General features: G+C 63.5%; 26 protein-coding genes. 9 read left to right on the forward strand and 17 right to left on the reverse strand.

Annotated features, from left to right (window positions below):
• The first annotated feature begins 1 nt into the window (after position 1).
• Complete coding sequence (locus ACMV8A_RS02115; RefSeq protein ID WP_495324081.1) at positions 2–1,339, forward strand: L,D-transpeptidase Cds6 family protein; 1,338 nt, start codon at positions 2–4, stop codon at positions 1,337–1,339.
• 143 nt (positions 1,340–1,482) lie between these two features.
• Here the strand turns inward: ACMV8A_RS02115 and lipA are convergent, their stop codons facing one another.
• Positions 1,483–2,442, reverse strand: a complete 960-nt coding sequence (gene lipA, locus ACMV8A_RS02120) for a lipoyl synthase (RefSeq protein ID WP_495324082.1) — start codon at positions 2,440–2,442, stop codon at positions 1,483–1,485.
• 91 nt (positions 2,443–2,533) lie between these two features.
• Here lipA and ACMV8A_RS02125 point away from each other — a divergent pair, with 91 nt between their 5' ends.
• The gene (locus tag ACMV8A_RS02125; protein WP_495324083.1) at positions 2,534–2,920 is read left to right on the forward strand and encodes an FHA domain-containing protein; all 387 of its coding nucleotides are present in this window, start codon (positions 2,534–2,536) and stop codon (positions 2,918–2,920) included.
• Between the two features lie 75 nt (positions 2,921–2,995).
• Here ACMV8A_RS02125 and lipB read toward each other — a convergent pair whose 3' ends face one another.
• From lipB to ACMV8A_RS02180, 11 genes are all read right to left on the reverse strand, one after another.
• The gene (gene lipB / locus ACMV8A_RS02130) at positions 2,996–3,610 is read right to left on the reverse strand and encodes a lipoyl(octanoyl) transferase LipB (protein ID WP_495324084.1); all 615 of its coding nucleotides are present in this window, start codon (positions 3,608–3,610) and stop codon (positions 2,996–2,998) included.
• A gap of 18 nt (positions 3,611–3,628) precedes the next feature.
• Positions 3,629–3,895 carry a YbeD family protein gene (locus ACMV8A_RS02135; protein WP_495324085.1) on the reverse strand — a complete coding sequence of 89 codons (267 nt, stop codon included), beginning with the start codon at positions 3,893–3,895 and terminating at the stop codon, positions 3,629–3,631.
• Between the two features lie 57 nt (positions 3,896–3,952).
• Positions 3,953–4,819 (reverse strand): D-amino acid aminotransferase, encoded by an 867-nt coding sequence (locus ACMV8A_RS02140; protein ID WP_495324086.1) that lies wholly within the window; start codon positions 4,817–4,819, stop codon positions 3,953–3,955.
• Positions 4,819–5,958 carry a D-alanyl-D-alanine carboxypeptidase family protein gene (locus ACMV8A_RS02145; protein WP_495324087.1) on the reverse strand — a complete coding sequence of 380 codons (1,140 nt, stop codon included), beginning with the start codon at positions 5,956–5,958 and terminating at the stop codon, positions 4,819–4,821. Before ACMV8A_RS02145 ends, ACMV8A_RS02140 begins: the two co-directional genes overlap by 1 nt.
• Before the next feature lie 120 nt (positions 5,959–6,078).
• Positions 6,079–6,918: a septal ring lytic transglycosylase RlpA family protein gene (locus tag ACMV8A_RS02150; RefSeq protein ID WP_495324088.1), complete on the reverse strand. Its 840-nt coding sequence runs from the start codon at positions 6,916–6,918 to the stop codon at positions 6,079–6,081.
• A complete protein-coding gene (gene mltB, locus ACMV8A_RS02155) occupies positions 6,902–7,921 on the reverse strand; it encodes a lytic murein transglycosylase B (protein ID WP_495324089.1) in 1,020 nt (339 codons plus the stop codon). The genes ACMV8A_RS02150 and mltB overlap by 17 nt, the downstream gene beginning before the upstream one ends.
• Before the next feature lie 4 nt (positions 7,922–7,925).
• A complete protein-coding gene (gene rodA / locus ACMV8A_RS02160; protein WP_495324307.1) occupies positions 7,926–9,038 on the reverse strand; it encodes a rod shape-determining protein RodA in 1,113 nt (370 codons plus the stop codon).
• Between the two features lie 2 nt (positions 9,039–9,040).
• Positions 9,041–10,912, reverse strand: a complete 1,872-nt coding sequence (mrdA, locus tag ACMV8A_RS02165) for a penicillin-binding protein 2 (protein ID WP_495324090.1) — start codon at positions 10,910–10,912, stop codon at positions 9,041–9,043.
• Between the two features lie 2 nt (positions 10,913–10,914).
• Positions 10,915–11,403 carry a rod shape-determining protein MreD gene (gene mreD / locus ACMV8A_RS02170; RefSeq protein WP_495324091.1) on the reverse strand — a complete coding sequence of 163 codons (489 nt, stop codon included), beginning with the start codon at positions 11,401–11,403 and terminating at the stop codon, positions 10,915–10,917.
• The gene (mreC, locus tag ACMV8A_RS02175; protein WP_495324308.1) at positions 11,400–12,239 is read right to left on the reverse strand and encodes a rod shape-determining protein MreC; all 840 of its coding nucleotides are present in this window, start codon (positions 12,237–12,239) and stop codon (positions 11,400–11,402) included. The genes mreD and mreC overlap by 4 nt, the downstream gene beginning before the upstream one ends.
• Positions 12,240–12,297: 58 nt before the next feature.
• A complete protein-coding gene (locus ACMV8A_RS02180; protein ID WP_495324092.1) occupies positions 12,298–13,350 on the reverse strand; it encodes a rod shape-determining protein in 1,053 nt (350 codons plus the stop codon).
• 176 nt (positions 13,351–13,526) lie between these two features.
• Here ACMV8A_RS02180 and gatC point away from each other — a divergent pair, with 176 nt between their 5' ends.
• The 5 genes from gatC to hslO all read left to right on the forward strand — a co-directional run bounded on the left by gatC (position 13,527) and on the right by hslO (position 19,715).
• Complete coding sequence (gene gatC / locus ACMV8A_RS02185) at positions 13,527–13,814, forward strand: Asp-tRNA(Asn)/Glu-tRNA(Gln) amidotransferase subunit GatC (protein ID WP_495324093.1); 288 nt, start codon at positions 13,527–13,529, stop codon at positions 13,812–13,814.
• Between the two features lie 224 nt (positions 13,815–14,038).
• A complete protein-coding gene (gene gatA, locus ACMV8A_RS02190) occupies positions 14,039–15,490 on the forward strand; it encodes an Asp-tRNA(Asn)/Glu-tRNA(Gln) amidotransferase subunit GatA (protein WP_495324094.1) in 1,452 nt (483 codons plus the stop codon).
• Between the two features lies 1 nt (position 15,491).
• A complete protein-coding gene (gene gatB / locus ACMV8A_RS02195) occupies positions 15,492–16,928 on the forward strand; it encodes an Asp-tRNA(Asn)/Glu-tRNA(Gln) amidotransferase subunit GatB (RefSeq protein WP_495324095.1) in 1,437 nt (478 codons plus the stop codon).
• Positions 16,929–17,085: 157 nt separating this feature from the next.
• On the forward strand, positions 17,086–18,744 hold the full coding sequence (locus ACMV8A_RS02200; RefSeq protein ID WP_495324096.1) for an ATP-binding protein: 1,659 nt from the start codon (positions 17,086–17,088) through the stop codon (positions 18,742–18,744).
• A gap of 107 nt (positions 18,745–18,851) precedes the next feature.
• A complete protein-coding gene (gene hslO, locus ACMV8A_RS02205) occupies positions 18,852–19,715 on the forward strand; it encodes an Hsp33 family molecular chaperone HslO (RefSeq protein ID WP_495324097.1) in 864 nt (287 codons plus the stop codon).
• Between the two features lie 67 nt (positions 19,716–19,782).
• Here the strand turns inward: hslO and ACMV8A_RS02210 are convergent, their stop codons facing one another.
• Positions 19,783–20,013: a hypothetical protein gene (locus tag ACMV8A_RS02210; protein ID WP_495324098.1), complete on the reverse strand. Its 231-nt coding sequence runs from the start codon at positions 20,011–20,013 to the stop codon at positions 19,783–19,785.
• A gap of 843 nt (positions 20,014–20,856) precedes the next feature.
• On the opposite strand from ACMV8A_RS02210, the gene ACMV8A_RS02215 reads away from it, so the two are divergent.
• Complete coding sequence (locus ACMV8A_RS02215; RefSeq protein WP_495324099.1) at positions 20,857–21,615, forward strand: PA4824 family protein; 759 nt, start codon at positions 20,857–20,859, stop codon at positions 21,613–21,615.
• 33 nt (positions 21,616–21,648) lie between these two features.
• Positions 21,649–23,022, forward strand: coding sequence for a magnesium transporter (mgtE, locus tag ACMV8A_RS02220; RefSeq protein WP_495324100.1), 1,374 nt, complete (start codon positions 21,649–21,651; stop codon positions 23,020–23,022).
• Between the two features lie 58 nt (positions 23,023–23,080).
• Here mgtE and ACMV8A_RS02225 read toward each other — a convergent pair whose 3' ends face one another.
• The 4 genes from ACMV8A_RS02225 to ACMV8A_RS02240 form a co-directional block, all read right to left on the reverse strand.
• Positions 23,081–23,314, reverse strand: a complete 234-nt coding sequence (locus ACMV8A_RS02225) for a hypothetical protein (protein ID WP_495324101.1) — start codon at positions 23,312–23,314, stop codon at positions 23,081–23,083.
• The gene (locus ACMV8A_RS02230; protein ID WP_495324102.1) at positions 23,311–23,721 is read right to left on the reverse strand and encodes a M67 family metallopeptidase; all 411 of its coding nucleotides are present in this window, start codon (positions 23,719–23,721) and stop codon (positions 23,311–23,313) included. The genes ACMV8A_RS02225 and ACMV8A_RS02230 overlap by 4 nt, the downstream gene beginning before the upstream one ends.
• A 69-nt stretch (positions 23,722–23,790) precedes the next feature.
• Positions 23,791–24,543: a HesA/MoeB/ThiF family protein gene (locus ACMV8A_RS02235; protein WP_495324103.1), complete on the reverse strand. Its 753-nt coding sequence runs from the start codon at positions 24,541–24,543 to the stop codon at positions 23,791–23,793.
• Positions 24,544–24,617: 74 nt separating this feature from the next.
• The gene (locus ACMV8A_RS02240; protein WP_495324104.1) at positions 24,618–25,028 is read right to left on the reverse strand and encodes a hypothetical protein; all 411 of its coding nucleotides are present in this window, start codon (positions 25,026–25,028) and stop codon (positions 24,618–24,620) included.
• Positions 25,029–25,094: the final 66 nt, after the last annotated feature.

Raw genomic sequence — 25,094 nt, forward strand, 5'->3', positions numbered from 1 at the left:
CATGCCGCGCTCCCGCTCCGGAAAACTGTTGCTCACCGCCGTACTGCTGACCCTGTCCGTCGGCCTGTACGGCGCACACCGTTTTCAGGACGGCGTCGAGGGCTCGGCCCTGGCCCTGCGCGGTCTCGACCCCGCCGATGCCACCGGTGACATGGCGCTGTACCCGCGCGCCCTGGCCCGGCTGGAGGAACGTCTGGCGTACTATCCCGAGGATTACGAGGCCAGCCTGCTCAAGGGCCTGATCCTGTTCCGCTCCGGCCGCCTCGACGAGGCGCGCGCTGAGCTCGCCGGACTGACCCGCCGCGCCCCCAAGTTCCATCTCGCCCATCTGGTACAGGGTGACCTGCTGCTGGCGCAGACCCAGACCGTCACCGACATCGGTGCTACGCCGCTGCTCGCCGGTCTGCAGGCCGAGGAAGAGGCGCTGGCTCAGTTGCGCGCCGAGGCCGAGGTGCGCCTGCGTGCCTACCTCGACGCCCTGCCGCAGGATCGCCTGCCGCGCGCCCTGCTCACCCTGGGCGAAGAGGTGCAGACCGCCATCGTGGTGGACAAGGAAAATCACCGCCTGTACATCTACGAGCGCCGGGGCGATGGCGAGCCGCCGCGTCTGGTGCGCGACTACTACGTCAGCACCGGACGGGCCAACGGCAACAAGGTGCTGCGCGGCGACCTGCGCACACCCGAGGGTGTGTACTTCATCACCAGCCACATCCCCTCCAGCGCCTTGCCGGACAAGTATGGCAGCGGCGCCTTCCCGCTCAACTATCCCAACGAACTGGACCGCCGCCTCGGCAAGACCGGCGACGGCATCTGGTTGCACGGCACCGAAACCGCCTTCTACAGCCGCCCGCCGCTGGACAGCGAGGGTTGCGTGGTGCTGCCCAACATCGACCTGGATCAGGCCGCCGCCTTCATCCGCCCCGGCGTGACGCCGCTGGTGATCACCGCGCGGGTGGAGTGGGTGGACGAGGCGGCCTGGCGCCGCGAACGGCAGGAACTGCTCGATGCCTTGCGGATGTGGGTGGAGGACTGGACCAGTGGCGACGTGGAGCGCTATCTGTCGCACTATGCCGCGGATTTCTGGAGTCCCGGTTTCGATCTGAAGAAATGGCAGACGCGCAAGCGTGCCGTGGCCAGCGGCAAGAGCTTCCAGCAGGTGGAGCTATCCAACCTGTCGCTGTTCGCCTATCCGCAGTCGGCCAGCAATGGCCGCGACATGGTGGTGGCCAGCTTCCGCCAGCACTACCGCTCCAATAACTTCAACAGCGACATGGGCAAGCGCCTATACCTGACCCGCGAGGACGGGCGCTGGCGCGTGCTGTACGAGGGTGGTGGCTGACGCCTGTCGCGCCAGCCTCAAAAATCCCGAGTTCACCAAATCGAACCACGGAGGACACAGAGAACACGGAGATATCAAGAACTATTCATTTTTCTCCGTGTACTCCGTGGTTCAATCTGGGGATGTAGGTTAGCCCCAAACCCTCACGACACATCCTCGCCCCGCGCCTGCCGTTCCGCCTGATAGGACGAGCGCACCATCGGCCCGCTGGCGACGTTGCGAAAGCCCAGGTTGCGGGCGATATCCCCCAGTTGCTTGAATTCCTCCGGCGGCACATAGCGCTGCACCGGCAGGTGGTGCGGCGACGGCTGCAGATACTGCCCCAGGGTGAGATGGGTGCAGCCGTGGGTGCGCAAATCCTTCAGCACCCCGATGATCTCGTCATTGCTTTCACCGAGACCGAGCATCAAGCCCGACTTGGCGGGCACCTGCGGGTGGCGCTGGTGAAAGCGCTGCAGCAGGTGCAGCGAGCCGTGATAGTCGGCGCCGGGGCGGGCCTCCCGGTACAGGCGTGGCACCGTTTCCAGATTGTGGTTGAACACATCGGGCAGGGCGTCGTTGAAGGCGGCGAGGGCGATCTCCTCGCGGCCACGGAAGTCGGGTACCAGGATTTCGATGCCGGTAGCGGGCGCCGCTGTGCGCACGGCGCGGATGCAGGCGGCGAAGTGGGCGGCGCCGCCGTCGCGCAGGTCGTCGCGATCCACCGAGGTGATGACCACGAAGCGCAGGCCCATGGTGGCGATGGTGGCGGCCAGGTGCTGCGGCTCCTCCGCCTCCAGCGGCTCGGGCCGGCCGTGGGCGACGTCGCAGAACGGACAGCGCCGCGTGCAGATGCCGCCCATGATCATGAAGGTGGCGGTGCCGTGGCCGAAACACTCGCCGAGGTTGGGACAGGCCGCCTCTTCGCACACGGTATGCAGCTTCTGCTCGCGCAGGATCGCCTTGATGCGCATCACCTCGGGGCTGTTGGGCGAGCGCGCCCGGATCCAGTGCGGCTTTTTCAGCGGTGCGGCCGCTTGCGCCACCTTGACCGGGATACGGGAAACCTTGCTCTCACCTTTGAGCGGATTGGGCGGCGCTATGGGCAGTTCATCGTCGTGCATGGCAGGCCTGTGGTTGAGCGGTGTTTTTGCTATCCGGGGCGATTGCAGTATATTCCCCACTGCACAGATTTTCCGGACCCAGGGGAGTGATATGGCGGCATTGATCCAGATTCGCAACAACGTCGAGGGGGTAAAGGTATTTTTGGCGGGGGAGAGCTACAGCCTAGGCCGTGGCGACGACAACGACATCGTGGTCAATGACGACCTGGCCAGCCGCGAGCACGCCCTGCTGGAGCGGGTGGCGGTGCTCGGCAAGCCGGCGGAAGTGCGCTACATCATCCGCGACCTGGGCAGCACCAATGGCACCTTCGTCAACCACAAGCAGGTGAGCGAACAGGCCCTCAACGACGGCGACGTGATCCGCCTGGGGCAGACCTTTCTGCGCTTTTCACTGTATGAGAAAGGTGACCCGGCGGAGACCAAGGTGATCAAGAAAACCATCATCCCCGGCGTGTACATCACCACCGACAAGAAATAACCCGGTCTGCTGCAGGAACCGAGTCCTCTCGACGAATGGGCCTGAACCAAGCGGCCAGTTGCCCACGGAGCGGGTTCACGTGGACAGCTTGTCCGCTACCTGTGCCAACAGCTTTTCTCCCACTGTTTCCAGACTGTCCGTTACACCGAGGGCGTGCAGTTGTGTAACGGCCAGCCCCGGATAACCGCAGGGATTGATGCGGTTGAATGGCTCCAGGTCCATGGCTACGTTGAGTGCCAGACCGTGATAGCTGCAACCGCGGCGCACGCGCAGGCCGAGCGAGGCGACCTTGGCGCCGTCCACATACACCCCCGGCGCATCCTGCCGTGCCAGCGCGGCAATGCCATAGCCCGCCAGCAGTTCAATCACCGCCTGTTCCATCAGATTCACCAGCGCGCGTACGCCCAGACCACGGCGACGCAGATCGAGCAGTAGATACAATACCACCTGGCCAGGCCCGTGGTAGGTCACCTGGCCGCCGCGATCCACCTGGATCACGTCGATGCTGCCGGGCTGGAGCAAGTGTTCCGCCTTGCCGTTGAGTCCGACGGTGAATACCGGCGGGTGTTCCACCAGCCACAGCTCGTCAGGGGTATCGGCCGTGCGCGCCTCGGTGTAGCGCTGCATGTCGCGCCACACAGGGGCGTAGGTTTGCAGGCCGAGACGGCGAATCAGGGGAGTTGATTTCATAGCCTGGCGTGTCTGCGCCTACAGCGCCATCAGCACCCGCTCATGGGCGGTCAGTTCGCTGTAGATGGCATCGAGCTGCTGCTTACTCTCGGCGCGCACGGTGACGGTGACGGAAACATATTTGCCGTTGCTGCTCGGGCGTGTGGCGACCGCACCCTCACCGACAGGGCCGGCGTGACGGCTGACGATCTCCACCACCAGCAGGTCGAAGTCGGTGCCGGACAGGCCCATGGCCTTGATGGGAAAGGTGCAGGGAAATTCGAGATGGGTGTCTGTCGTGCTCATGGTTTCAAAACATATGCACGGCAATGACGTGTTTTCGCCCTTGCGGTGCCGTGGCGATTACTGAACCTTGCCGGCGCGGAAATCCTGTTTGTAGGCGGTGTACAGCGCACTGATGCGCTGCCAAAACGGTCCGGGTTTGCCGTCGCCGACGACCTGGTCGTCGAGCCGGGTTACCGGCACCACCTCGCGTGTCGAGCTGGTGACCCATACCTCATCTGCGCTGCGCAGTTCCGCCTCGCTGATATCGGCCTCGCGGCAGGGGATGTCATTGGCATGGCACAGTTCCACCGCCAGATCGCGGGTGATGCCGGGCAGCAGCAGGTTGCTCTTGGGTGGCGTGATGACCACGCCGTCATGCACGATGAACAGATTGCTGGCGGCGCCCTCGGTGGCGTAGCCGTCACGCAGCAGGAGCGCCTCGGCAGCGCCGGCATCGAGCGCCTGTTGACGCATCAGCACATTGGGCAGCAGGGTGATCGCCTTGATGTTGCAATGTTTCCAGCGGATGTCGTCCACGGTGACGGCGGCGACACCGTTCTGCACGGCGGCGCCGGGCTCGCTGAGTGGCGTGCTCATGGCGAATACGGTGGGTTGTACGCCAGCAGGGAAGGCATGGTCGCGTTTGGGCGCGACGCCGCGGGTGACCTGCAGATAGATGGACTGGTCGCCCCCACCGTTGTGGCGGATGAGGGCGCTGAGGATGTCGGCCCAGTGTGTGTGATCGAGTGGGTTGTCGAGGCGGATGCCCTGCAGGCTGAGGTCGAGGCGTTGCAGGTGGTGTTCCAGGCGAAAGGCGCGGCCGCCATACACCGGGATCACTTCGTAGACACCGTCGCCGAACAGGAAACCGCGATCCATCACCGATACATGGGCCTCATGCACCGGCAGGAAACTGCCATTGAGATAGACGATATCCTCGGCCATCACTGCAGCAGCATGCGCACGTTGTCGAACAGCTTTTGCCACAGGCTGCCTTCGGCCACATCCTCCAGCGCGATCAGCGGACGTTCTGCCAGCACCTGATCGCCCAGGCGCACATTCACCGCGCCAAGATTCTGGCCTTTGCGGGTCGGTGCGACGATGGCGTTTTCGACGCTGAGCGAGGCATTGAGTTTGTTGTACTGGCCCCGCGGCACGGTGATGTAGAGCGGATCATTCAGGCCCAGCTGCACGGTCTCGCTGGCACCCTTCCAGACGCGCATGGCCTTGAGGGGCTGGGCGGCGTCATACAGCTTGTGAGTCTCGAAGAAGCGGAAGCCATAATTGAGCAGTTTCTGACTTTCGTTGGCACGCGCGGCCTCGCTCTTGGTGCCCATGATTACGGAGATGAGGCGCATGTCGCCACGCTTGGCCGAGGCCACCAGGCAGTAGCCGGCAGCTTCAGTGTGGCCGGTCTTGAAGCCGTCGACGGTGTTGTCGCGGTACAGCAGCAGATTGCGGTTGCCCTGGGTGATGCCCCCGTAGGTGTATTCCTTCACCGAGTACCAGGCGTAATACTCGGGGAACTCGTGGATCAGCACCGAGGCGAGCCGCGCCAGGTCGCGCGCGGTGGTGTAGTGGTTGGGGTCAGGCAGGCCGGTGGCGTTGACGAAGTTGGTGCTGTGCATGCCGAGATTGCGAGCGTGTTCGTTCATCAGGGCGGCGAAGGTCTCCTCGCTGCCGGCGACATGTTCGGCCAGGGCCACACTGGAATCGTTACCGGATTGAATGATGGTGCCCTTGAGCAGTTCTTCCACCGATACGTTGGTGCCCACCTCGATGAACATGCGCGAGCCGGGCATACGCCAGGCCTTCTTGCTGATACGCACAGTGTCGCTGAGCTGGAACTGGCCGGAGCGCAGTTCGTTGAATACCACGTAGGCGGTCATCAGTTTGGTCAGACTGGCCGGCTCCAGTCGCTCGTCGGCATTGCGCTCGGCCAGGATGTGGCCGCTGTGGTAGTCCACCAGGATATAGCCGCGCGCATCTACCGCCGGGGCATCGGGGATCAGGCGCGGCGTGGCGTGGGCGTCGTGAACCAGGGTGAGCAATGCAGTGAGGAAGACCGGCAGCAGATGTTTCATGGGCGTGCAAGAGTTCATGATGATAGGGGGGACAGGCGCGAGCATTTTACCTGAAAAAGCCGTATTCACGGCAGCTTCAAGTTAGTCAGACCCGCGTGGAGTAAGTTCAGGGCAATGGTGTCAGTCGATGACGACGTGCGGCGTACCTAAACCGAGTCCGCCCAGCTGGGCGGCCAGGCGGTCGGCCTCGTCCACGCTGGGGATCGGTCCGATGCGCACACGGTAAATGGGGGTATTGCTCGCATCGGCGCCTTCCTGCACCCGTACCGGGGGCAGCGGTTCGCTGCTCAGGCGGCTGCGCAGCTGCTCGGCGTTGTTGCGGCTGACGAAGGCGCCCACCTGCAGATAGAGGCCCACCGGGCGCGCCGGCGTGGTTGCCCCCAGGTTGGCGCCGGTCGCTTCCGCAGGGGTGGTTTGTGCCACGGCAACCGGCGGCGGCGCCGGCTGGCCGGGAGTGAGGGCGCGCACTTCCACCAGGCCGGTGCCGGTCTCCACGATGCCCAGCTTGCTGGCGGCGGCATAGGACAGATCGATGACGCGGTTGTCATGGAACGGGCCGCGATCATTGACGCGCACGATGGTGCTGCGGCCGTTGTTCAGGTTGGTGACGCGCACATAGGTGGGCAGCGGCAGCGAGGTGTGGGCAGCGGTGAGGGCATGCATGTCGTAGGTCTCGCCGCTGGAGGTGCGGCGGCCGTGGAACTTGGTGCCGTACCAGGAGGCGATGCCGCGCGCCACGTAACCGTCGGCGCTGTTCATCACGGTGTAACGCCGGCCGTTGACCACATAGGACTCCGGATTGCCATAGCGGCTGCGCGGTTCGGCGCGTGGCACCGGGTCGGGCACGTGGGACAGATCGGCGGAGTAGGATGGCCCGCCGTCGCGCCCGCCGAGGCTGCCGCAGCCGGCCAGCAGCAAGGCGGCTGCGGTGGGCAACAGGTGCTTACTGCAGCGGAGCATCGTTCAGCGCCAGCGGTGCACGGCCTTCCTTGGCCTTGCGGATTTCTTCGCTCAACTGGTGCACCGCCATGGCGTAGAGCGGACTGCGGTTGTAGCGGGTGATGACATAGAAGTTGTTGAAGGTGACCCAGTGTTCCAGCCCCTTGTCGCCTTCCAGCGCCAGCAGCGCCACCGGGGCGCTGGCGGTGATGTTCCAGCGTGGCGTGACGCCATGGGCGGCCAGCTCGCCGGCAGTGATGTGCGGTTTGAGGCCGGCGTCGAGCAACGGCTTGTGGCGTTCATCGGCCACGGTGGCCGGTACGGTAATGGTGCCGCCGTTGACCCAGCCGTGCACCTTGAAGTAGTTGGCGACGCTGCCGATGATGTCGTGCACGCTGCCGAACAGATCGCGGCGGCCATCGCCGTCGAAGTCCACCGCATAGGCGCGGAAGCTGGAGGGGATGAATTGCGGCGTCCCCATGGCGCCGGCGTAGGAGCCGGTGAGGCTGAGCGGCTCGATGGTCTCCTCGCGTGTCATCAGCAGATACTGTTGCAGTTCCTTGCGGAAGAAGGGCCCGCGCGGCGGGTAATCGAAGGCCAGGGTGGCGAGCGCATCCATCACGCGATGACGACCGCGGAAGCGGCCGTAACGGGTTTCCACGCCAAGGATCGCCACGATGTATTGCGGTGCCACGCCGTAGCGCTGCTGCGCGGCGTTGAGGATCGCCTCGTGTTCGCGCCAGAAGGCGACGCCATCACGGATGCGTTCGTTGGTGAGGAAGATCGGGCGGTAGGCGTGCCAGGGCTTGCTTTCCGCCGGTCGCGTGATGGCGGCGATGATGTCGGGGCGCAACTCCACTTCGCGAAACAGCTTTTCCAGTTCGCTGCGGGAAAAGTTGTGCTGTTGCACCATTTCATCGATGAACTCGCGTACCTCGCTCCGCTCGTTCAGATCGGTGGTGGCATGGCAGGAGAACGATGCGGTACACAGCAGCAGGGCGGCAAAGGTTTGGCGCAGATTCATGGCGTCAGGTTTTCAGCAGTTTGCGGTGGGTGTGGATCGACATCAGCATACCGAACGATGCCATCAGGGTCACCATCGAGCTGCCGCCATAGCTTACCAGTGGCAGCGGCACGCCGACCACCGGCAACAGGCCGGTGACCATGCCGACGTTGACGAAGACGTAGACCAGAAAGGTCATGGTCAGGCCGCCGGCGAGCAGGCGGGTAAAGGTATCCTGGGCGCGGCTGGCGATGTACAGGCAACGCAGAATGATGAACAGGTAAATCGCCAGCAGCAGCAGAATGCCGAGCAGGCCGAATTCCTCGCCCAGCACCGCGAAGATGAAGTCGGTGTGGCGCTCGGGGAGAAACTCCAGGTGTGACTGGGTGCCGTTGAGCCAGCCCTTGCCGTACAGGCCGCCGGAGCCGATGGCGATGGTGGACTGGATGATGTGATAGCCGGCGCCGAGGGGATCGCTTTCAGGGTTGAGGAAGGTCAGCACGCGGCGGCGTTGGTAGTCGTGCATGCCGAAGTGCCACAGCAGCAGCGCGGCCGGTATGGCGAGCAGGGCAGTGAAACTCACCAGGCGCCAGGGCAGGCCGGCGAACAGCAGCACAAAGGCGCCGGCGCTGATGATCAGCAGGGCGGTGCCCAGATCCGGTTGCTTGGCGATGAGCAGGGCCGGTACCACGAAGATCACCACGCCGACCAGGATGCGCCGCAGTGGGGGTGGCAGGGGTGTTTCCGCCAGATACCAGGCCACCATCAGCGGTACGGCAATCTTCATCATCTCGGAGGGCTGGAAGCGGAACAGGCCCAGATCAAGCCAGCGCTGCGCGCCCTTGCCCACCTCGCCCATGACCAGCACCGCCACAAGCAGCATCAGGCCCATGCTGAATACCAGCGGGGTCCAGCGGCGCAGGGTGTCCGGTGGTACTTGCGCGAAGAAGAACAGCAGCAGGAAGGCAGCACCGAGACGGGTCAGCTGCTTCACAACCATATCGAGGTTTTCGCCCGAGGCGGAATACAGTACCACGAGTCCGCCGGCGGCGAGCAGCAGCAGCGCGGTGAACAGGGGCCAATCCACGTGCAGTTGCGGCAACAGGGCGCGGCGCGACTGCTGCGGTGTATCGAGCAGTATCACTTGAACTCCTCCCGCAGTTTGCCGTCGGCGTCGAGTAGATAGGTATCCATCACCTTGCGTGCGATAGGTGCTGCCACGGAGCCGCCGCCGCCGCCATTCTGCACGATGACGGCGATGGCGATACGTGGCTTCTCCGCCGGAGCGAAGCCCACGAACAGCGCATGGTCGCGCAGGTGCTTGGCCACTTCCTCAGCCACGTATTCCTCGTCCTGCTTGATGCCGAATACCTGTGCCGTGCCGGTTTTGCCGGCGATGGTGTAGGGCAGATGGCGATTGATGCCGCGCGCCGTGCCGGTGGGGCTGTGCACCACATTGATCATGGCGCGGTGTACGCGTTGCCAATTGGAAATGTCGACCACGCGCACCGTCGGGAGTTCCTTGGCATCGAGCGGTGCGCGCAGGCCGCTGCCCGGCTCATCCAGGGCTGCCACCACCGTGGGTGTCAGGTGTCGGCCGAAGCCGGCCAGGGTGGCCGTGGAGGAGGCCAGCTGCAGCGGTGTGGCCAGGGTGAAGCCCTGGCCGATGCCAGTGATCAGGGTTTCACCGGGAAACCAGGGCTGGCGGTGCGCGCGGCGCTTCCATTCGCGCGAGGGCATCAAGCCGCTGGACTCGCCGGTGAGGTCGATGCCGGTGGGGCGGCCAAAGCCGAAGTTGCGCATGTAGTCCGACATGCGATCGATGCCCAGCGTGAGCGCCAGATCGTAATAATACGTGTCGCACGATTCGACGATGGATTTGTTGAAATCGACCCAGCCGTGTCCCTCCTTGCGCCAGTCGCGGTAGCGACGGTCATCGCCCTTGAGCATGTAGAAGCCGGGGTCCCAAATCTGCGTGTCGTGACGGATTTCGCCGCTCTCCAGGCCGAGCAGGCCATAGATGGTCTTGATGGTGGAGCCGGGCGGATACTGGCCGTTGAGGGCACGGTTGAACAGCGGTTGGTCCTTGGAGTTGGCCAGTGCGTCGTAGCTCACGCTGTCGATGCCGTTGACGAACAGGTTGGGGTCGAAGCTGGGCAGGCTGACCAGGGCGAGCACGGCGCCGTTGCTGGGGTCGATGGCCACCAGGGCGCCGTGTTCGATACCGAAGGCCTCCTGTGCCGTGCGTTGCAGGCGCACGTCGATGTTGAGGTGCAGGTTGCGGCCGGGGGTGGGCGGGGTGCGCTCCAGTACGCGCAGCACACGGCCGCGGGCATTGGTTTCCACCTGCTGATAGCCGACGCGGCCATGCAACTCGTTTTCATAGGTGCGCTCTACGCCGGTCTTGCCGATGTGGGCAGTGGCGGCGTAATTGGAGGTGTCCAGTTGCTGCAGTTCGCGTTCGTCGATGCGGCCGACGTAGCCGACGGAATGGGCAAGCAGGGGGCCGAGCGGGTAGTCGCGGGCGAGACGTGATTTGATCTCCACGCCTGGGAGACGGTAACGGTTGACGGCGATGCGCGCTACCTCCTCATCACTCAGGCGCAGGCGCAGCGGGCTTTCCTCGAAACGGCGCTTGCGGCGCAGGATCTGGCGAAAGCGTTCCATGTCGTTGTCGCTGACGCTGATCAACTCGCGGATGGCGGCCAGGGTTGCCTCCATGTCGGTGACCCGTTCGGGGACGATCTCCAGGCTGAATGTGGGCTGGTTTTCTGCCACGATCACCCCGTTGCGGTCGTAGATCAGGCCGCGGGTGGGGGCGATGGGCTGGATGTCCACGCGATTATTGCGCGACAGCGTGGTGTAGTGGTCGTGGTAGACCACCTGCAGATAGAACAGGCGGATGATGACGAAGGTAAGCAGGGCGGCACTGAACACCGCCGCGACGATCACGCGGCGCTGGAACAGATGGTTTTCCCACTGCGGATTTCTTAGCGGTGCACCGCGAAACATGATTAGCGCACCAGAAACGTGCGGCGCAGATCACGCAGGATCAGAAAGGCCCAGGGCCAGAGCAGCATGCTGGTGAGCGACGGCAGCCAGTACAGCCAACTGTTGGGCGGCTGGCCGATGACGCCCTTCACCCACAGTACCAGCATCTGGTTGAGCGCCACCATCAACAACACGAACAGGGCTTGCTGCCACAGCGGGAAAACGCGGATGCGCTGGTGCAGATGGATGGTGAGGTAGGCCACCAGGGCCAGCGCCAGCGCATGCTGACCGAGCAGCGCGCCTTTGGCGACGTCGAGCATCAGGCCTGCGGTCCAGCCGATACCGACACCGACCCGATCGGGCAGGGCCAGACACCAATAGATCAACACCATCGCTACCCACTCCGGGCGGAACAGCGCCGCCCAGTCGGGCAGCGGCAGCATGGTGAGCATCAGCGCCACCACAAAGGTGAAGGCGATGACCCAGCCGCCGTGGTGCCGCACCAGGGTCATGGCAGCGTCTCCTCGGCAAGCTTCTGTGACACCAGCAGAACTTCGCGGCTGCGCTCCAGTTGTGCTGCCGGTTCGGCCACCACGCGGGCATACGGTTGGCTGGGGTCCTTCTCGAACTCGATGATGGTGGCCACCGGATAGCCAGGCGGGAAGCGGCGGCCGAGGCCGGATGTGATCAGCAGGTCGCCGACCTGGATATCGGCGTTATTGGGAATGTGCGGGATTTCCAACCGGTCGGCCTCGCCGGTGCCGAGGGCGATGGCGCGCAGGCCGTTACGGTTGATTTGTACCGGAATGGCGTGGCTGGGGTCGGTAATGAGCAGGGCGGTGCTGGTGAACGGCGTCACCTGCACCACCTGCCCCATCACGCCATGGGCGTCGAGCAGAGGCTGGCCTTCGAACACACCGGCGCTGGCGCCCTTGTTGATCAGCACACGACGGCGGAACGGATCCTGGTCCACCGCCAGCAGTTCGCCGATCAGCACCTGTTCGCCCACCTTGCTGGCCGAGTTGAGCAGTTCGCGCAGTCGGGTGTTTTCCGCTTCCAGGGCGTAGAGCTTTTGCAGACGCATTTCCTGCAGCAACTGGCGGGCGCGCAACTGTTCGTTCTCTTCCAGCAGGGTGGCGCGCGCAGCCAGGTTCTCACTGGCCCAGTGGCCGGCGGCGCTGGGCAGGTTGACCAGGTATTGCAGCGGATAGACCACCAGGGAGAGGCCGTCGCGGATGGTGTCCAGGTGATTCTGGCGGTGATCCATCGTCATCAGCGCCACGGATGTGAGCATCAGCAGCAGCAGACGGATGGTGATGGGCGGCCCCTGGATGAACAGCCGTTTGATACCGCACCTCCCTCAATACGGCACGCGCCGGCAGGCCGGCGCGTTTGGCATCTAGTGGTTATTCGAGTGAAAAGATTTCGTGACCGTGTTCGTCCAGCAACTCCAGCGCGCGGCCGCCGCCGCGGGCGACGCAGGACAGCGGGTCATCGGCGATGATCACCGGCAGGCCGGTCTCTTCCATCAGCAGGCGATCCAGATCACGCAGCAGCGCGCCGCCGCCGGTGAGCACCATGCCGCGCTCGGCGATGTCGGAACCCAGTTCCGGCGGGGTCTGCTCCAGGGCAGTCTTCACCGCGTCGATGATGCCGGACAGCGGCTCCTGGATGGCCTCGAGGATTTCGTTGCTGTTCAGGGTGAAGCTGCGCGGAATACCCTCCGCCAGGTTGCGGCCGCGCACCTCGATCTCGCGCAGTTCGGTGCTGGGATAGGCGGTGCCGATCTCCTGCTTGATGCGCTCGGCGGTGGATTCGCCGATCAGGGTGCCGTAGTTGCGCCGCACGTAGCTGACGATGGCCTCGTCGAAGCGGTCGCCGCCGATGCGTACCGAGGAGGAGTAGACGATGCCGTTGAGGGACAGCACCGCCACCTCGGTGGTGCCACCACCGATGTCCAGCACCATGGAGCCGCTGGCCTCGGAGATGGGCAGGCCGGCACCGATGGCCGCGGCCATCGGCTCTTCAATCAGGTAGACCTCGCGCGCGCCGGCGCCGGCAGCCGATTCCTTGATGGCACGGCGTTCCACCTGGGTGGCGCCGCAGGGCACGCAGATCAGCACGCGCGGACTGGGCTTGAAGAACTTGAACTTGTTTTCATGCACCTTGCGGATGAAGTGCTGCAGCATCTTCTCGGTGACAGTGAAGTCGGCGATGACGCCGTCCTTCATGGGGCGGATGGCCGTGATGTTGCCGGGGGTGCGGCCCAGCATGCGCTTGGCCTCGATGCCCACGGCGGCGATGCGCTTGGGACTGTTCGGTCCAGACTCCTGCCGGATGGCCACCACCGACGGTTCGTTGAGGATGATGCCCTCGTCCCGCACGTAGATGAGGGTATTGGCGGTACCCAGGTCGATGGAGATATCGTAGGAGAAGAGGCCCTTCAGACGTCCAAACATAGAGTCGATCCAGATTTATTATGCGAGCCCGGGGTGGCAATGGGCGGGTTTCCTTGAAAAAACCCCGGTACTCTAGCAACGGCCTAGGTGTTTCGCAATGGGCGGGGCTGCGGCCGCAAGGCTATCTGTGATAAGTTTCGCCTTTTATTTTCGCCGGTAAAAATCGGGAGCAAACCGTGGCCCTGGAACGCAAAGACGTCGAGAGCATCGCCCATCTGGCCCGCCTGGCCATCAGCGAGGCGGATATTCCGGAATACGCCCGCAATCTGTCCAACATCCTGGCCCTGGTGGAGCAGATGAGCGCGGTGGATACCACCGGGGTACACCCCATGGCCCATCCGCTGGAGGCCACCCAGCGCCTGCGCGAAGATGCGGTAACCGAGACCGACCAGCGCGACCACTTCCAGGCCATCGCCCCTGCCGTCGAGGCCGGGTTATATCTGGTGCCCAAGGTCATCGAGTGAGCCTGAAGCAAGACATCTGGATCTGCAAATGAATGCGAACGGACGCAAATCCAAAGAGGAAGGAACTATTCCGCTAGGCAGCCCTACCGTTCTGGTCGTCAGAGCCGTTGGCTGCCTTTATGTAACACCCTGAATATTCGCGTCTATTCGCGTTCATTTGCGGACAGACCGAGGTTTTGAATGAATTGCAGGGCGGAATCGCTCCGACCCACAGGAAATGACACATGCACGATAAAACCCTCGCCGAACTGTCTGCCGGTCTTGCTGCCGGGGCGTTCTCCAGCGTAGAGCTGACCCGCCATTTCCTCGGCCGCATCGAGCGCCTCGACGGCCAGTTCAACAGCTTCATCACCGTCACCACCGAGCAGGCGCTGGCCCAGGCGCAGGCCGCCGATGCCCGCCGCAGCCGCGGCGAGGCGGTGGCGCTCACCGGCATCCCCTTGGCGCAGAAGGATATTTTCTGCACCAACGGCGTGCGCACTTCCTGTGCCTCGAAGATGCTGGACAACTTCGTCGCCCCCTATGACGCCACCGTGGTGGCTCGTTGCAATGCCGCCGGCATGGTGATGCTGGGCAAGACCAATATGGACGAGTTCGCCATGGGTTCGTCCAACGAAACCAGCTTTTACGGTCCGGTGAAGAACCCCTGGGATACGGCCGCCGTGCCCGGCGGCAGCTCCGGCGGTTCTGCCGCCGCGGTGGCCGCCCGTCTCACCCCGGCCGCCACCGGCACCGATACCGGCGGCTCCATCCGCCAGCCGGCCGCCCTGTGCGGCATCAGCGGCATCAAACCCACCTACGGCCGCGTCTCCCGCTACGGCATGATCGCCTTCGCCTCCTCTCTGGATCAGGCCGGGCCGATGGCGCGCAGCGCCGAGGACTGCGCCCTGCTGCTTGGCGCCATGGCCGGTTTCGACCCGCGCGACTCCACCTCGGTGGAGCGCGAGGTGCCCGACTACCGTGCCGCTCTCGGCAACAGCCTGAAGGGGCTGAGGATCGGCCTGCCCAAGGAGTACTTCGGCGCCGGTCTCGACCCGGCGGTGGGGCAGGCGGTGCAGGCGGCCATCGATGAGTACAAAAAGCTGGGCGCCGAGGTGGTGGATATCTCCCTGCCCAATACCGGCCTGGCGGTGCCCACCTATTACGTGGTGGCGCCGGCGGAGTGCTCCTCCAACCTGTCGCGCATGGATGGCGTGCGCTTCGGCTACCGCTGCGGGAACCCCAAGGATCTGGAAGACCTGTACAAGCGTTCGCGCGGCGAGGGCTTTGGCCCCGAGGTGAAGCGTCGCATCATGATCGGCACCTATGCCCTGTCGGCCGGCTACTACGACGCCTACTATCTGAAGGCGCAGCAGATGCGCCAGCTCATCTCCGATGACTTCAAACGCGCCTTCGCGCAGGTCGACGTGATCATGGGGCCGACCTCGCCCACGGTGGCATTCAATGCCGGCGAGAAGACCGACGACCCGGTGGCCATGTACCTGGCCGATGTCTACACCATCGCTGCCAACCTGGCGGGTCTGCCGGGCATGTCGATCCCCGCAGGCTTCGTCGGCCGCCGCCCGGTCGGTCTGCAACTCATCGGCAACTATTTTGATGAGGCCCGTTTGCTCAATGTCGCCCACCAGTATCAGTTGGTGACGGACTGGCATACGCGCGCGCCGGAGGGTTTTTAAGATGGAATGGGAAACTGTCATCGGGCTGGAAATTCACGCCCAGCTGGCCACCAAGAGCAAGATTTTTTCCGGCGCCTCCACGGCCTTTGGTGCCGCGCCCAACACCCAGGCCTGTGCGGTGGATTTGGGCCTGCCTGGCGTGCTGCCGGTGCTGAACAAGGAGGCGGTGCGGATGGCCACCAAGTTCGGTCTGGCCATCGGTGCCACGGTGGCGGAGCGCTCGGTGTTTGCGCGCAAGAACTACTTCTACCCCGATCTGCCCAAGGGCTATCAAATTTCCCAGTACGAACTGCCGGTGGTGGCCAACGGCCACATCGACATCGAACTGGCGGACGGCAGCACCAAGCGCATTGGCGTCACCCGCGCCCATCTGGAAGAGGATGCCGGCAAATCGCTGCACGAGGATTTCCACGGCATGACCGGCATCGACCTCAATCGCGCCGGCACGCCGCTGCTGGAGATCGTCTCCGAGCCGGACATGCGTTCGGCCCAGGAGGCGGTGGCCTACATGAAGCGTATCCACGAACTGGTGCGCTACATCGAGATCTGCGACGGCAACATGCAGGAAGGCTCGTTCCGCTGTGACGCCAACGTGTCGGTGCGTCCCAAGGGACAAAAGGAATTCGGCACCCGCGCCGAGCTGAAGAACATCAATTCCTTCCGCTTCGTGGAAAAGGCCATCGAGTATGAGGTCGAGCGCCAGATCGCGCTGATCGAGTCCGGCGGCAAGGTGGTGCAGGAGACGCGCCTGTATGATCCGGACCGCAACGAGACCCGCTCCATGCGCGCCAAGGAAGAGGCCAACGACTACCGCTACTTCCCCGATCCGGATCTGCTGCCGCTGGTGATCGAGCCGTCTTTCATCGAGGCTGTGCGCGCCACCCTGCCCGAACTGCCCGAGGCCAAGCGTCAGCGTTTTGTCAGCCAGTACGGCCTGTCCAGCTATGATGCCGGTTTTCTCACCGCCAGCCGTCAGTTGGCCGATTACTACGAGGCGGTGGTGCGGACTGTTGGCGGCGAGGCCAAGCTGTGCGCCAACTGGGTGATGGGCGACCTGTCGGCCAACCTCAACCGCGACGGCAAGGATATCACCGACTCGCCGGTGTCGAGCGCTCAGCTCGCCGGCATGATCCGGCGCATCCTCGACAACACCATCTCCGGCAAGATCGCCAAGGAGGTGTTCGAGGCGATGTGGAATGGCGAGGGTGACGCCGACGCGGTGATCGACCAGAAGGGGCTCAAGCAGATCACCGACAGCGGCGCCATCGAGAAGATCATCGACGATATCCTGGCCGCCAATCCGGACAACGTCGCTGCCTACCGTGGCGGCAAGGACAAGCTGTTCGGCTTCTTCGTCGGCCAGGCGATGAAGGCCACCCAGGGCAAGGCCAACCCGCAGCAGCTCAACGACCTGTTGAAGAAGAAGCTGTCCGGCTAAGGCTTTCGCGTTCGCTGAACCGAAGACGGGAGCCTTGGGCTCCCGTTTTTTTGCGTGGTCTTGTTGTCGAAAGAGTGGCGCGGCATATACTTGGAAGCACTCGGCAAGGGGATTGTCAGTGGGCGACACGGGATCGGAACAGCGGCACGCAATCGAAGTGGTGCGACGGATCTGGCGTTATGGCCTGCTGGTGGCGCTGATCTGGAGCCTGCTGGTATGGGGCTCTGCCAGGTGGACCTTGCACGAACATCATCAGCACGTCCTGGGCCTGGCCAAGATATGGGCCGAAACGGCCTTCGAGAAGGACATCCAGTATCGTCTGTGGAGTGCCAGGCATGGCGGCGTCTACGTCCCTGTCACCCAGGACACGCCACCCAATCCCTATCTCGACGATATCCCCGAGCGCGACATCATTACCCCGTCAGGGCGGCAGCTCACGCTGATCAACCCCGCCTATATGACGCGCCAGGTGCTGGAGCTGGCCCGCGAGCGCAACACCATTCTCGGCCACATCACCAGCCTCAATCCGCTGCGTCCCGAGAACCAGGCCGATGCCTGGGAAACCATGGCGTTGCAGGCGTTCGAACGCGGCGTGCCGGAGTACAGCGAAATCACCGTCTTGAATGGCCAGCGCTACTTTCGCCTCATGCGGCCGCTGTACGTCGATGCCGCCTGCCTGAAATGCCATGCCAAACAGGGCTATCGCGAGGGCGAGGTTCGCGGCGGACTGAGTGTGGCCGTTCCGGTGTTCAAGCTGTTGGAGGACGATGAGGATTTTGTCGGGCTGATTGTCACCCACGCCGCGCTGTGGTTGCTTGGCCTGCTGGGCGTGGTCATTGCCACGACCGGCCTGGCCCGCAAGACACGCCATCTGCTGGACAGCAACTCAGCCCTGGTGCGTGAGGTGGCCATACGGCGTGAGACGGAGGCACGGTTGCGTACCGAGCATGAACAGCAAGGAGTGCTCAACCGGCAATTGCAGCAGGCGCAGCAGCAGTTGATGCAATCCGAAAAAATGGCCGCCATCGGTCAACTGGCGGCGGGTGTGGCGCATGAAATCAATAATCCCACCGGTTATGTGTTGTCCAACCTGTCCAGCATGCAGCGTTATCTGGAAGACATGCTGACCTTGCTGGATGCCTATGAGCAGTGCGAGCGGTTGCCGCAAGGGACTGATCATGCGGAGCAACTGCGGCGCATAGATGAGATGAAGAAGCGGCTGGACGTGGATTATCTCAAGCACGACGTGTTCGACCTGTTGCGCGAGTCCAGCGAGGGGATGAACCGGGTCCGCAAGATAGTCAAAGATCTGAAGGATTTCTCCCACCCGGACAGTGGCGGCTGGCAGTGGACGGATCTGCACGCCAGCATCGAGAGTACGCTCAACGTGGTGTGGAACGAGCTGAAGTACCGCACCGAAGTGGTGAAGGAATTGGGGGCGGTACCGCCGGTGTTTTGTATACCATCACAAATCAACCAGGTGATCATGAATCTGCTGACCAATGCGGTACAGGCCATTCCTGACCATGGGACCATTACCATTCGTTGCGGCAGCGAGGGGGACGAGGCATGGCTGGAGGTCAGCGATACGGGCAAGGGCATCGCCCCGGAACACCTCGATCACCTGTTTGAGCCATTTTTTACCACCAAGCCCATAGGCAAGGGGACCGGTTTGGGTTTGTCGATTACCTTTGGCATAGTGCAGAAGCACGGTGGCCGCATCGAGGTACACAGCACCCCGGGGCGGGGCGCGACCTTCCGCATCTGGTTGCCCATCAACGGCGGCGGCGAGGCGCCGGTGCCGCCACCGCAGTAGACGTCGTAAACCCATCCTGGGGCCAGTCATTTTTTTCGGCACCACGAACACCGTGTGTGACGTGCGCTTGGGTATAATGACCTTCCATCGCCAGATCGTCTTGTGCCATGAACGATACCTTGCAACGTTTTTTGTTCGACAACACTCCGGTTCGCGGCGAACTGGTGCGGCTGGATGCCGCCTGGCAGGAGGTGCTTACACGCCATGACTATCCGCCGGTAGTGCGCGAACGTCTGGGCGAGATGATGGCCTCTTGTCTGCTGCTCTCCGCCACGCTCAAGTTCAAGGGCGCGGTGACCATGCAGGTGCAGGGAGAGGGACCGATAGCATTGATGGTGGTGGAGGCGACGGCACGGCGCACGGTGCGTGGCATGGCGCAGTGGTCGGGTGAGGTGGTGGCCGGGGAACTGGCCGAGCAGTTTGGCGCTGGACGGTTGACGATAACCATCGACCCGGGCGCCGGGGCTGAGCGTTATCAGGGGATCGTGGCCCTGGAGGGGCGCAGCCTCGCCGATGCCATCGATGCCTATCTGGAGCGCTCCGAGCAGTTGCCGACCCGCATGTGGTTGGTGGCTGACGGAAAGACCGCAGCGGGCATGCTGCTGCAAAAACTCCCCGGTACCGATCATGATGACGATGCCTGGGGGCGGGTCCAGGCGCTGGGGGCGACGCTGTCAGCGGAGGAACTGCTGACGTTGCCGGCACAGGAGATTATTCATCGCCTGTTTAACGAAGAGGATGTGCGCCTGTTTGATGCCGAGACGGTCAGTTTCCATTGTTCCTGTTCCCGCGAACGTGTGGCAGGCATGCTGCACAACCTAGGTCAGGACGAGGTGATGGATATTCTGCATAGCGAGGGAGGTATTGAGGTGGTTTGCGAGTTTTGCAATCAGCGCTACCACTTTGATGCCATGGACGCTGCACAACTTTTCGCTCCATCGACACCGGACGTCGGTACCACACGACATTGAGTGGCTGGCGGAAGGCGTGAGGTGACGCAGATATTTCTGCCGTTACCCCTGCCTTCCGCCGGTGGGTTCAGCTATGGCTCAATAACGCACGCAGCTCAGAGAGCAGTTGTTCCTTGCGTTCCAGTTCGTCCACCAGCTTTTCCGCCAGCAGCGGTCCGGCCGCGTAGGCTCGGGCGAAACCGAGCTTGAAACCCAGTTTGGTGATGTCGCGGGCCAGAAATTCCAACTCCTCGTCATCCAGCGGTCCGCTCTTGCCGTCCAGGACTTTGCGTGCCTCCTTGATGAGTTTTTCACTCATGACACTCCCCTTTCATTTTTCATGGTTATTGGAACCGGCGCGTAGACGCCTGTGCAAAGCATACGCCCGGATTTTCCGTAAAGCGAGGACGCCATGCGCCGGTTACGAGTTTGTTTTGGCCATGGCTGGTGGTCTATCTGCATCTCATGCAGCTATCTGGAACAAAAGGATCGATTTCACGCTGACAGGGGCGTTGGCGCGCACGTACGGCGCCTGCTTGCATCCGGTGATGAGCGACGCTGCTGTTGTTTCACCTGGCGCCGCAGGAACGTCATGGCGCGGCATCTCCCATCTGGAGGTCGCTCAACAGGTATTGCCCACGCGATCGCCTTGCACGGTTTGTTGGTGTGACATGACTGCTGGGTGGGGATTGCCGGTTTTATGCTTTACATCGACTATCGCGCGGCCTAGAATCCGCCTGCCTATTTCAATTGCGGAGACCCACGTGGGTACTTGTTCGAGCGACAGTAGCAGGCCGGTGCAGTCAGCCGGCATGTTCCCGGCAAGATAACGCGCAGCTTTCCCGCCGCTGTCTTGCCAAAAGGCGAGAGAGCGGAATCTCACCGGTGGCCATTCCTGCCACCCGATGCCTCTCCTCGATGTGTATTGCCTCGCTGCACCGGCGCGCTGCGCCGAAGGTGCCGACGCGGGTGTGCTCGTAACCGGTGTCGTGGTTTCTACGCCATAGACCCATGGAGGCTGTCATGGACCCTGACCCTAGCTGTTTATATCTGCCCATGCCCGTTCGTTCCATAACCGAGATGCCGGCACCACGCCGGAAGACCGCCCGCCGCTGATCCCCCGGGTGTTCTCCGCCGTGTCATGTCGGCGGGGAGTATGCCCATGTTCAAATTCCAGATTTTTGCCTGTGCGCCGCCCGCCTGTGCGTCACTGTTTATGGTGGCACGTGTGGTCACCATCGTACTGTCCGTTGCCGCCGCGTGGCCGCTGGTCGCGCATGCCGGGCGGCCCATGACCACCGATGATGCTGCCATCGTTGATGGCTGCCAGCTGGAGGCTTGGTGGGAAGGCGCACGCCAACAGGGCGCCGACCGCGATACCTTCTGGCTGAATCCCGCCTGCAACCCGTTCGGGGCCACTGAGTTCGCGCTGGGGGCCGCCCGTGAGCATGACGCCGAGGGAGCTGCGATGTTGGCGGTGTGGCAGATCAAGCACCTGTGGCGTGCCTATGGCGATACCCGGGCAGGCTATGCCGTGGCATTGCGTGGCGCGTATGACAGCCGCCACGACGGCCTGTTCGACGATGTCGGTGTGAGCGGCATTCTGACCTTGCCCCTGCACGGTGAAGCGTGGCTCGCCCATGCCAATCTGGGGGCGCGGCGTATGCGCGACGATGATCGTTGGCGTGTGCATGTGGTCTGGGGACTGGGGCTGGACCGGCAGGTCGCGCCGGCGACGCGCCTCGCGGCGGAGGTCTTCGATATGGTCGATCGGGGCATGGGCTGGCAACTGGGTATCCGCCATGAGCGGGTGGCCGGCCGCGTGCAGCTCGATGCCAGCGTCGGCGCGCCCGATGGACGTTTCTCCGGCCGTGTGTACACCGTGGGACTCGTTTTCGCGGTGCCTTCGTTCCTGCGCTAAGGCGCGCCCATATCCTGACCTGGGAGGCCCGTCATGAATCGCGAAGACATCCTGGCGACCTTGGACGACCTGCTGCTGACTCCGAATGCAGAGGTCTTTTCCCACATCGTGCGTACCCTGCCGTACGCGGATCTTGCCGATGCACTGGAGGCGCACCCGGCCGCGCAGGTGGCGCCGCTGCTGATGACGCTGGAAACGGGGGCACGCACCGCGTTGTTCGCCCACCTGTCTGCCGCGCAGCAGGATGCGCTGCTGCGCGTACTGCCGCGCCGTGCGGTGGTGGCGCTGTTCGAGCAATTGCCGTCGGATGACCGCGCTGACCTGTTCAACCGCCTGAATGACGAGGCCAGGCAGCAACTATTGCCGGCCCTGGCCAAGGTCGAGCGTGAGGACATCCTGCGGCTGGCCTCGTATCCCGAGGGCTCGGTAGGCTCTGTCACCACCTCGGACTACGCCACGGTCGGCGCGGACTTGTCCGTGGCCGATGCCTTGTATGCGCTGCGCACGGGGGCGCCCGACAAGGAGACTATTTACGTGGTGTACGTGCTTGATGAACAGCGCCATCTGCTGGGGACACTGTCCCTGCGCGAGTTGGTGCTGGCGCGGCCGGGGGCGCAGGTAGCGGAGCTGATGCGCCGCGATCCGGTGTTCGCCCGCGCCGAGTGGCCGGCGGGCGAGGCGGCGGAGCTGATCCGCCGTTACGATTTGCTGGCGGTGCCGGTGATCAATGGCGGCGACCGCATGATCGGCATCGTCACCGTGGACGACGCGATGGACATCGAAAAAGAGCAGGATACGACGCAACTGGCGCGTTTCGGTGGTACCGCCGCTCTGGGCGGGCCGGATCTCGATTTGCGTTCGTCGAGTTTCCGCCAATTGTTCACCACCCGGGTGTTCTGGCTGACCTTTCTGACGGTGTTCGGCATCCTGACCAGCACCTTTGTCGCCGCTCAGGAGGCGTTATTGAGTCAGGTCATCATCCTGGCGGCCTTCGTGGCGCCCATCATCGACATGGGCGGCAACACCGGCAGCCAGTCGGCCACCCTGGTGATTCGTGCCATGGCACTGGGCGACATCAAACTGAAGTGGGCCGATGTGTGGTTCGTGCTTAAGCGTGAATTGCCCGTGGCGGCCGCCCTGGGCGGTGCCATCGCGTTGTTGGAGGCAGTGCTGGCCTTTTTCGCCAAAGGCGTAGGCGGCGAGGTATTGCTGGTCGTCGGTCTGACCATGTTGACGGTTACCATCCTCGGCGGCCTGCTTGGCACCGTCCTGCCGTTCGTCGCGCGGCGGCTTGGCACCGATCCGGCGGCACTCAGCGCGCCTCTAATCACTTCGGTGATGGATCTGCTCGGTGTCTTCGTCTACTTCGGCTTTGCCTACATGTTCCTCGGCCATTTGTTGCAATAAGGGCTGGGAGTGGTGCCACCGCCTTGCGGTGGCACCACTCCCCATGCAAGCCGATGTCTCACCGTTTTGTGGTGGGCGGCTCGTGCGGCAGGGCACAACCGCTTTTGCAGGCGAGGATGGAGAAATAGCGCAGATAGATGTAGAGCAGGGGGACGAACAGCGCCAGCCAGAACCAGTCCCACGGCGTCATGGCGGTGGCGCCCTGCCACCACTTGACCAGCGCCTTTACCGCCAGCGCCAGGCTGAGGAACAGGGAGAACAGGATGGCAATGCGCGCCAGGGCGCGTTTCATGGATCGATCATTTCCAGTGCCACCGCTTCCACCCGCCGGTCGCGCAGGCGGTAGCCCTGCATCTCGAGCACGCCCTTGGTATTGAGCGAGATGATCAGGTACAGCGCTTCCGGGTAGGCCGCCTGTTCCAGATCGATGGCGGACGGCGCAGCAGGGGCGTGCGGGTGGGAGTGATATATGGCGAACAGCGTTTCACCGTTGTCGCGCATGCGGCGCATGGCGTCGATCTGCTGCTGCGGGTCCATGGCGAACAGGTGATCGGTTGCGGCCGCCACGTTCTTGATCGGATAGACCTGGCGCGGTGTGCCTGCCTGCGCGCCGATCAGCCCGCACACCTCCTGCTCCGGCGCGTGCAGGGCGTGGCTGAGGATGCGGTTGATGATGGTGCGGTCGATGTGTACGGTCATAGTAACCTCATGAACCGCAGAGAATACCTGCTACGCGAATACGGACATCAAGCTGTTCGGTGTTCGAGTTCATTCTTTGGGCGTGCCGCACACCGGGCATTGCGGGTCCTTGCGCAATTTAAGCGTGCGCCACTCCATACCGAGGGCATCGAGCAGTAGCAGGCGTCCGCCCAGGGTATCACCGACGCCAAGCAGTACCTTGAGGGTCTCCGTGGCCTGCACGGTGCCGATGATGCCAACCACCGGGGCGAGTACGCCGGTGAGGGCGCAGGTGTCGCCGCCGCCTTCCTCGTCGCGGTACAGGCAGCGGTAGCAGGGCGCATCCGGCTGTTCATTGTGGAACACCGTAACCTGGCCTTCCATGCGGATGGCGGCGCCAGACACCAGCGGCGTGCGCTGGCGCACGCAGGCGGCGTTCAGTTCGAAGCGGGTCTCGAAATTGTCGCTGGCATCCACCACCACGTCGGCCAGGCGTACCTGTTCGTTCAGGGCGTCATCGGTCAACTGGCCGTTGATGGCGATGACGTTGATGTGCGGATTGAGCTCCAGCAGGTGGTCGCGCGCCGACTCCACCTTGGGTCGGCCCACGTCGGCGGTGCGGTGCACCACCTGGCGTTGCAGGTTGGACAGTTCCACCGTGTCGTAATCCACCAGCACCAGGGTGCCGACGCCGGCGGCGGCCAGATAGATGGCGATGGGTGAGCCGAGTCCGCCCATGCCGATGATCAGAACGCGGGAGGCCATCAGTTTGCGCTGCCCGGCGGCGTCCACCTGGGGCAGGGTGATGTGGCGGCTGTAGCGTTGGAGTTGGTCGTCGTTCATAGAAATGGTTTTGAGTTTCGAGTTGCGGTGCTAAAGACGCCGGGTATTCGAAACCCGAAACTCGAACACTTTACTTATAAATAATTTCGCCAGTGCTCCGGCCGATCGTCGCGGCAGCCGTGGCGCAGTTGTTCGTAGCGCTTGACGTAGACCTTCACATCCTTGGGCGCGGCATGGCCGTCGAGACCGAGATTGGCGCGCTGGGTGTCTTCGGTGTAGTAGTACAGGGCGCGCTTGAGCTTGCACATCAGGTTGTTGGCGAGGTGGAAGCCGACCTCGAGCAGCACTTCCTCGATGGCGCGCAGGGTGATCAGAGTGACGTCGTAGCGTACCTGCAGCACGTGATCCTGTTGCGGATGGGCGTCGATGATGCCCTCCATGCCGGTCAGCAGCAGGGTAGCGGTGTGGGCCTGCTTGGGGTCCGGATTGAGGGTACAGAAGGTGACGTCACGGATTTTGAGAAATTCGCTGTTTTCCTGCGGCATGCCGTACCACCCCGGCTGTCTTCAGCCTGCTGCATCTCGTTACGTTGCCCAAGTATAACCACATCC

The organism is Sulfurivermis sp. (assembly GCF_059410345.1).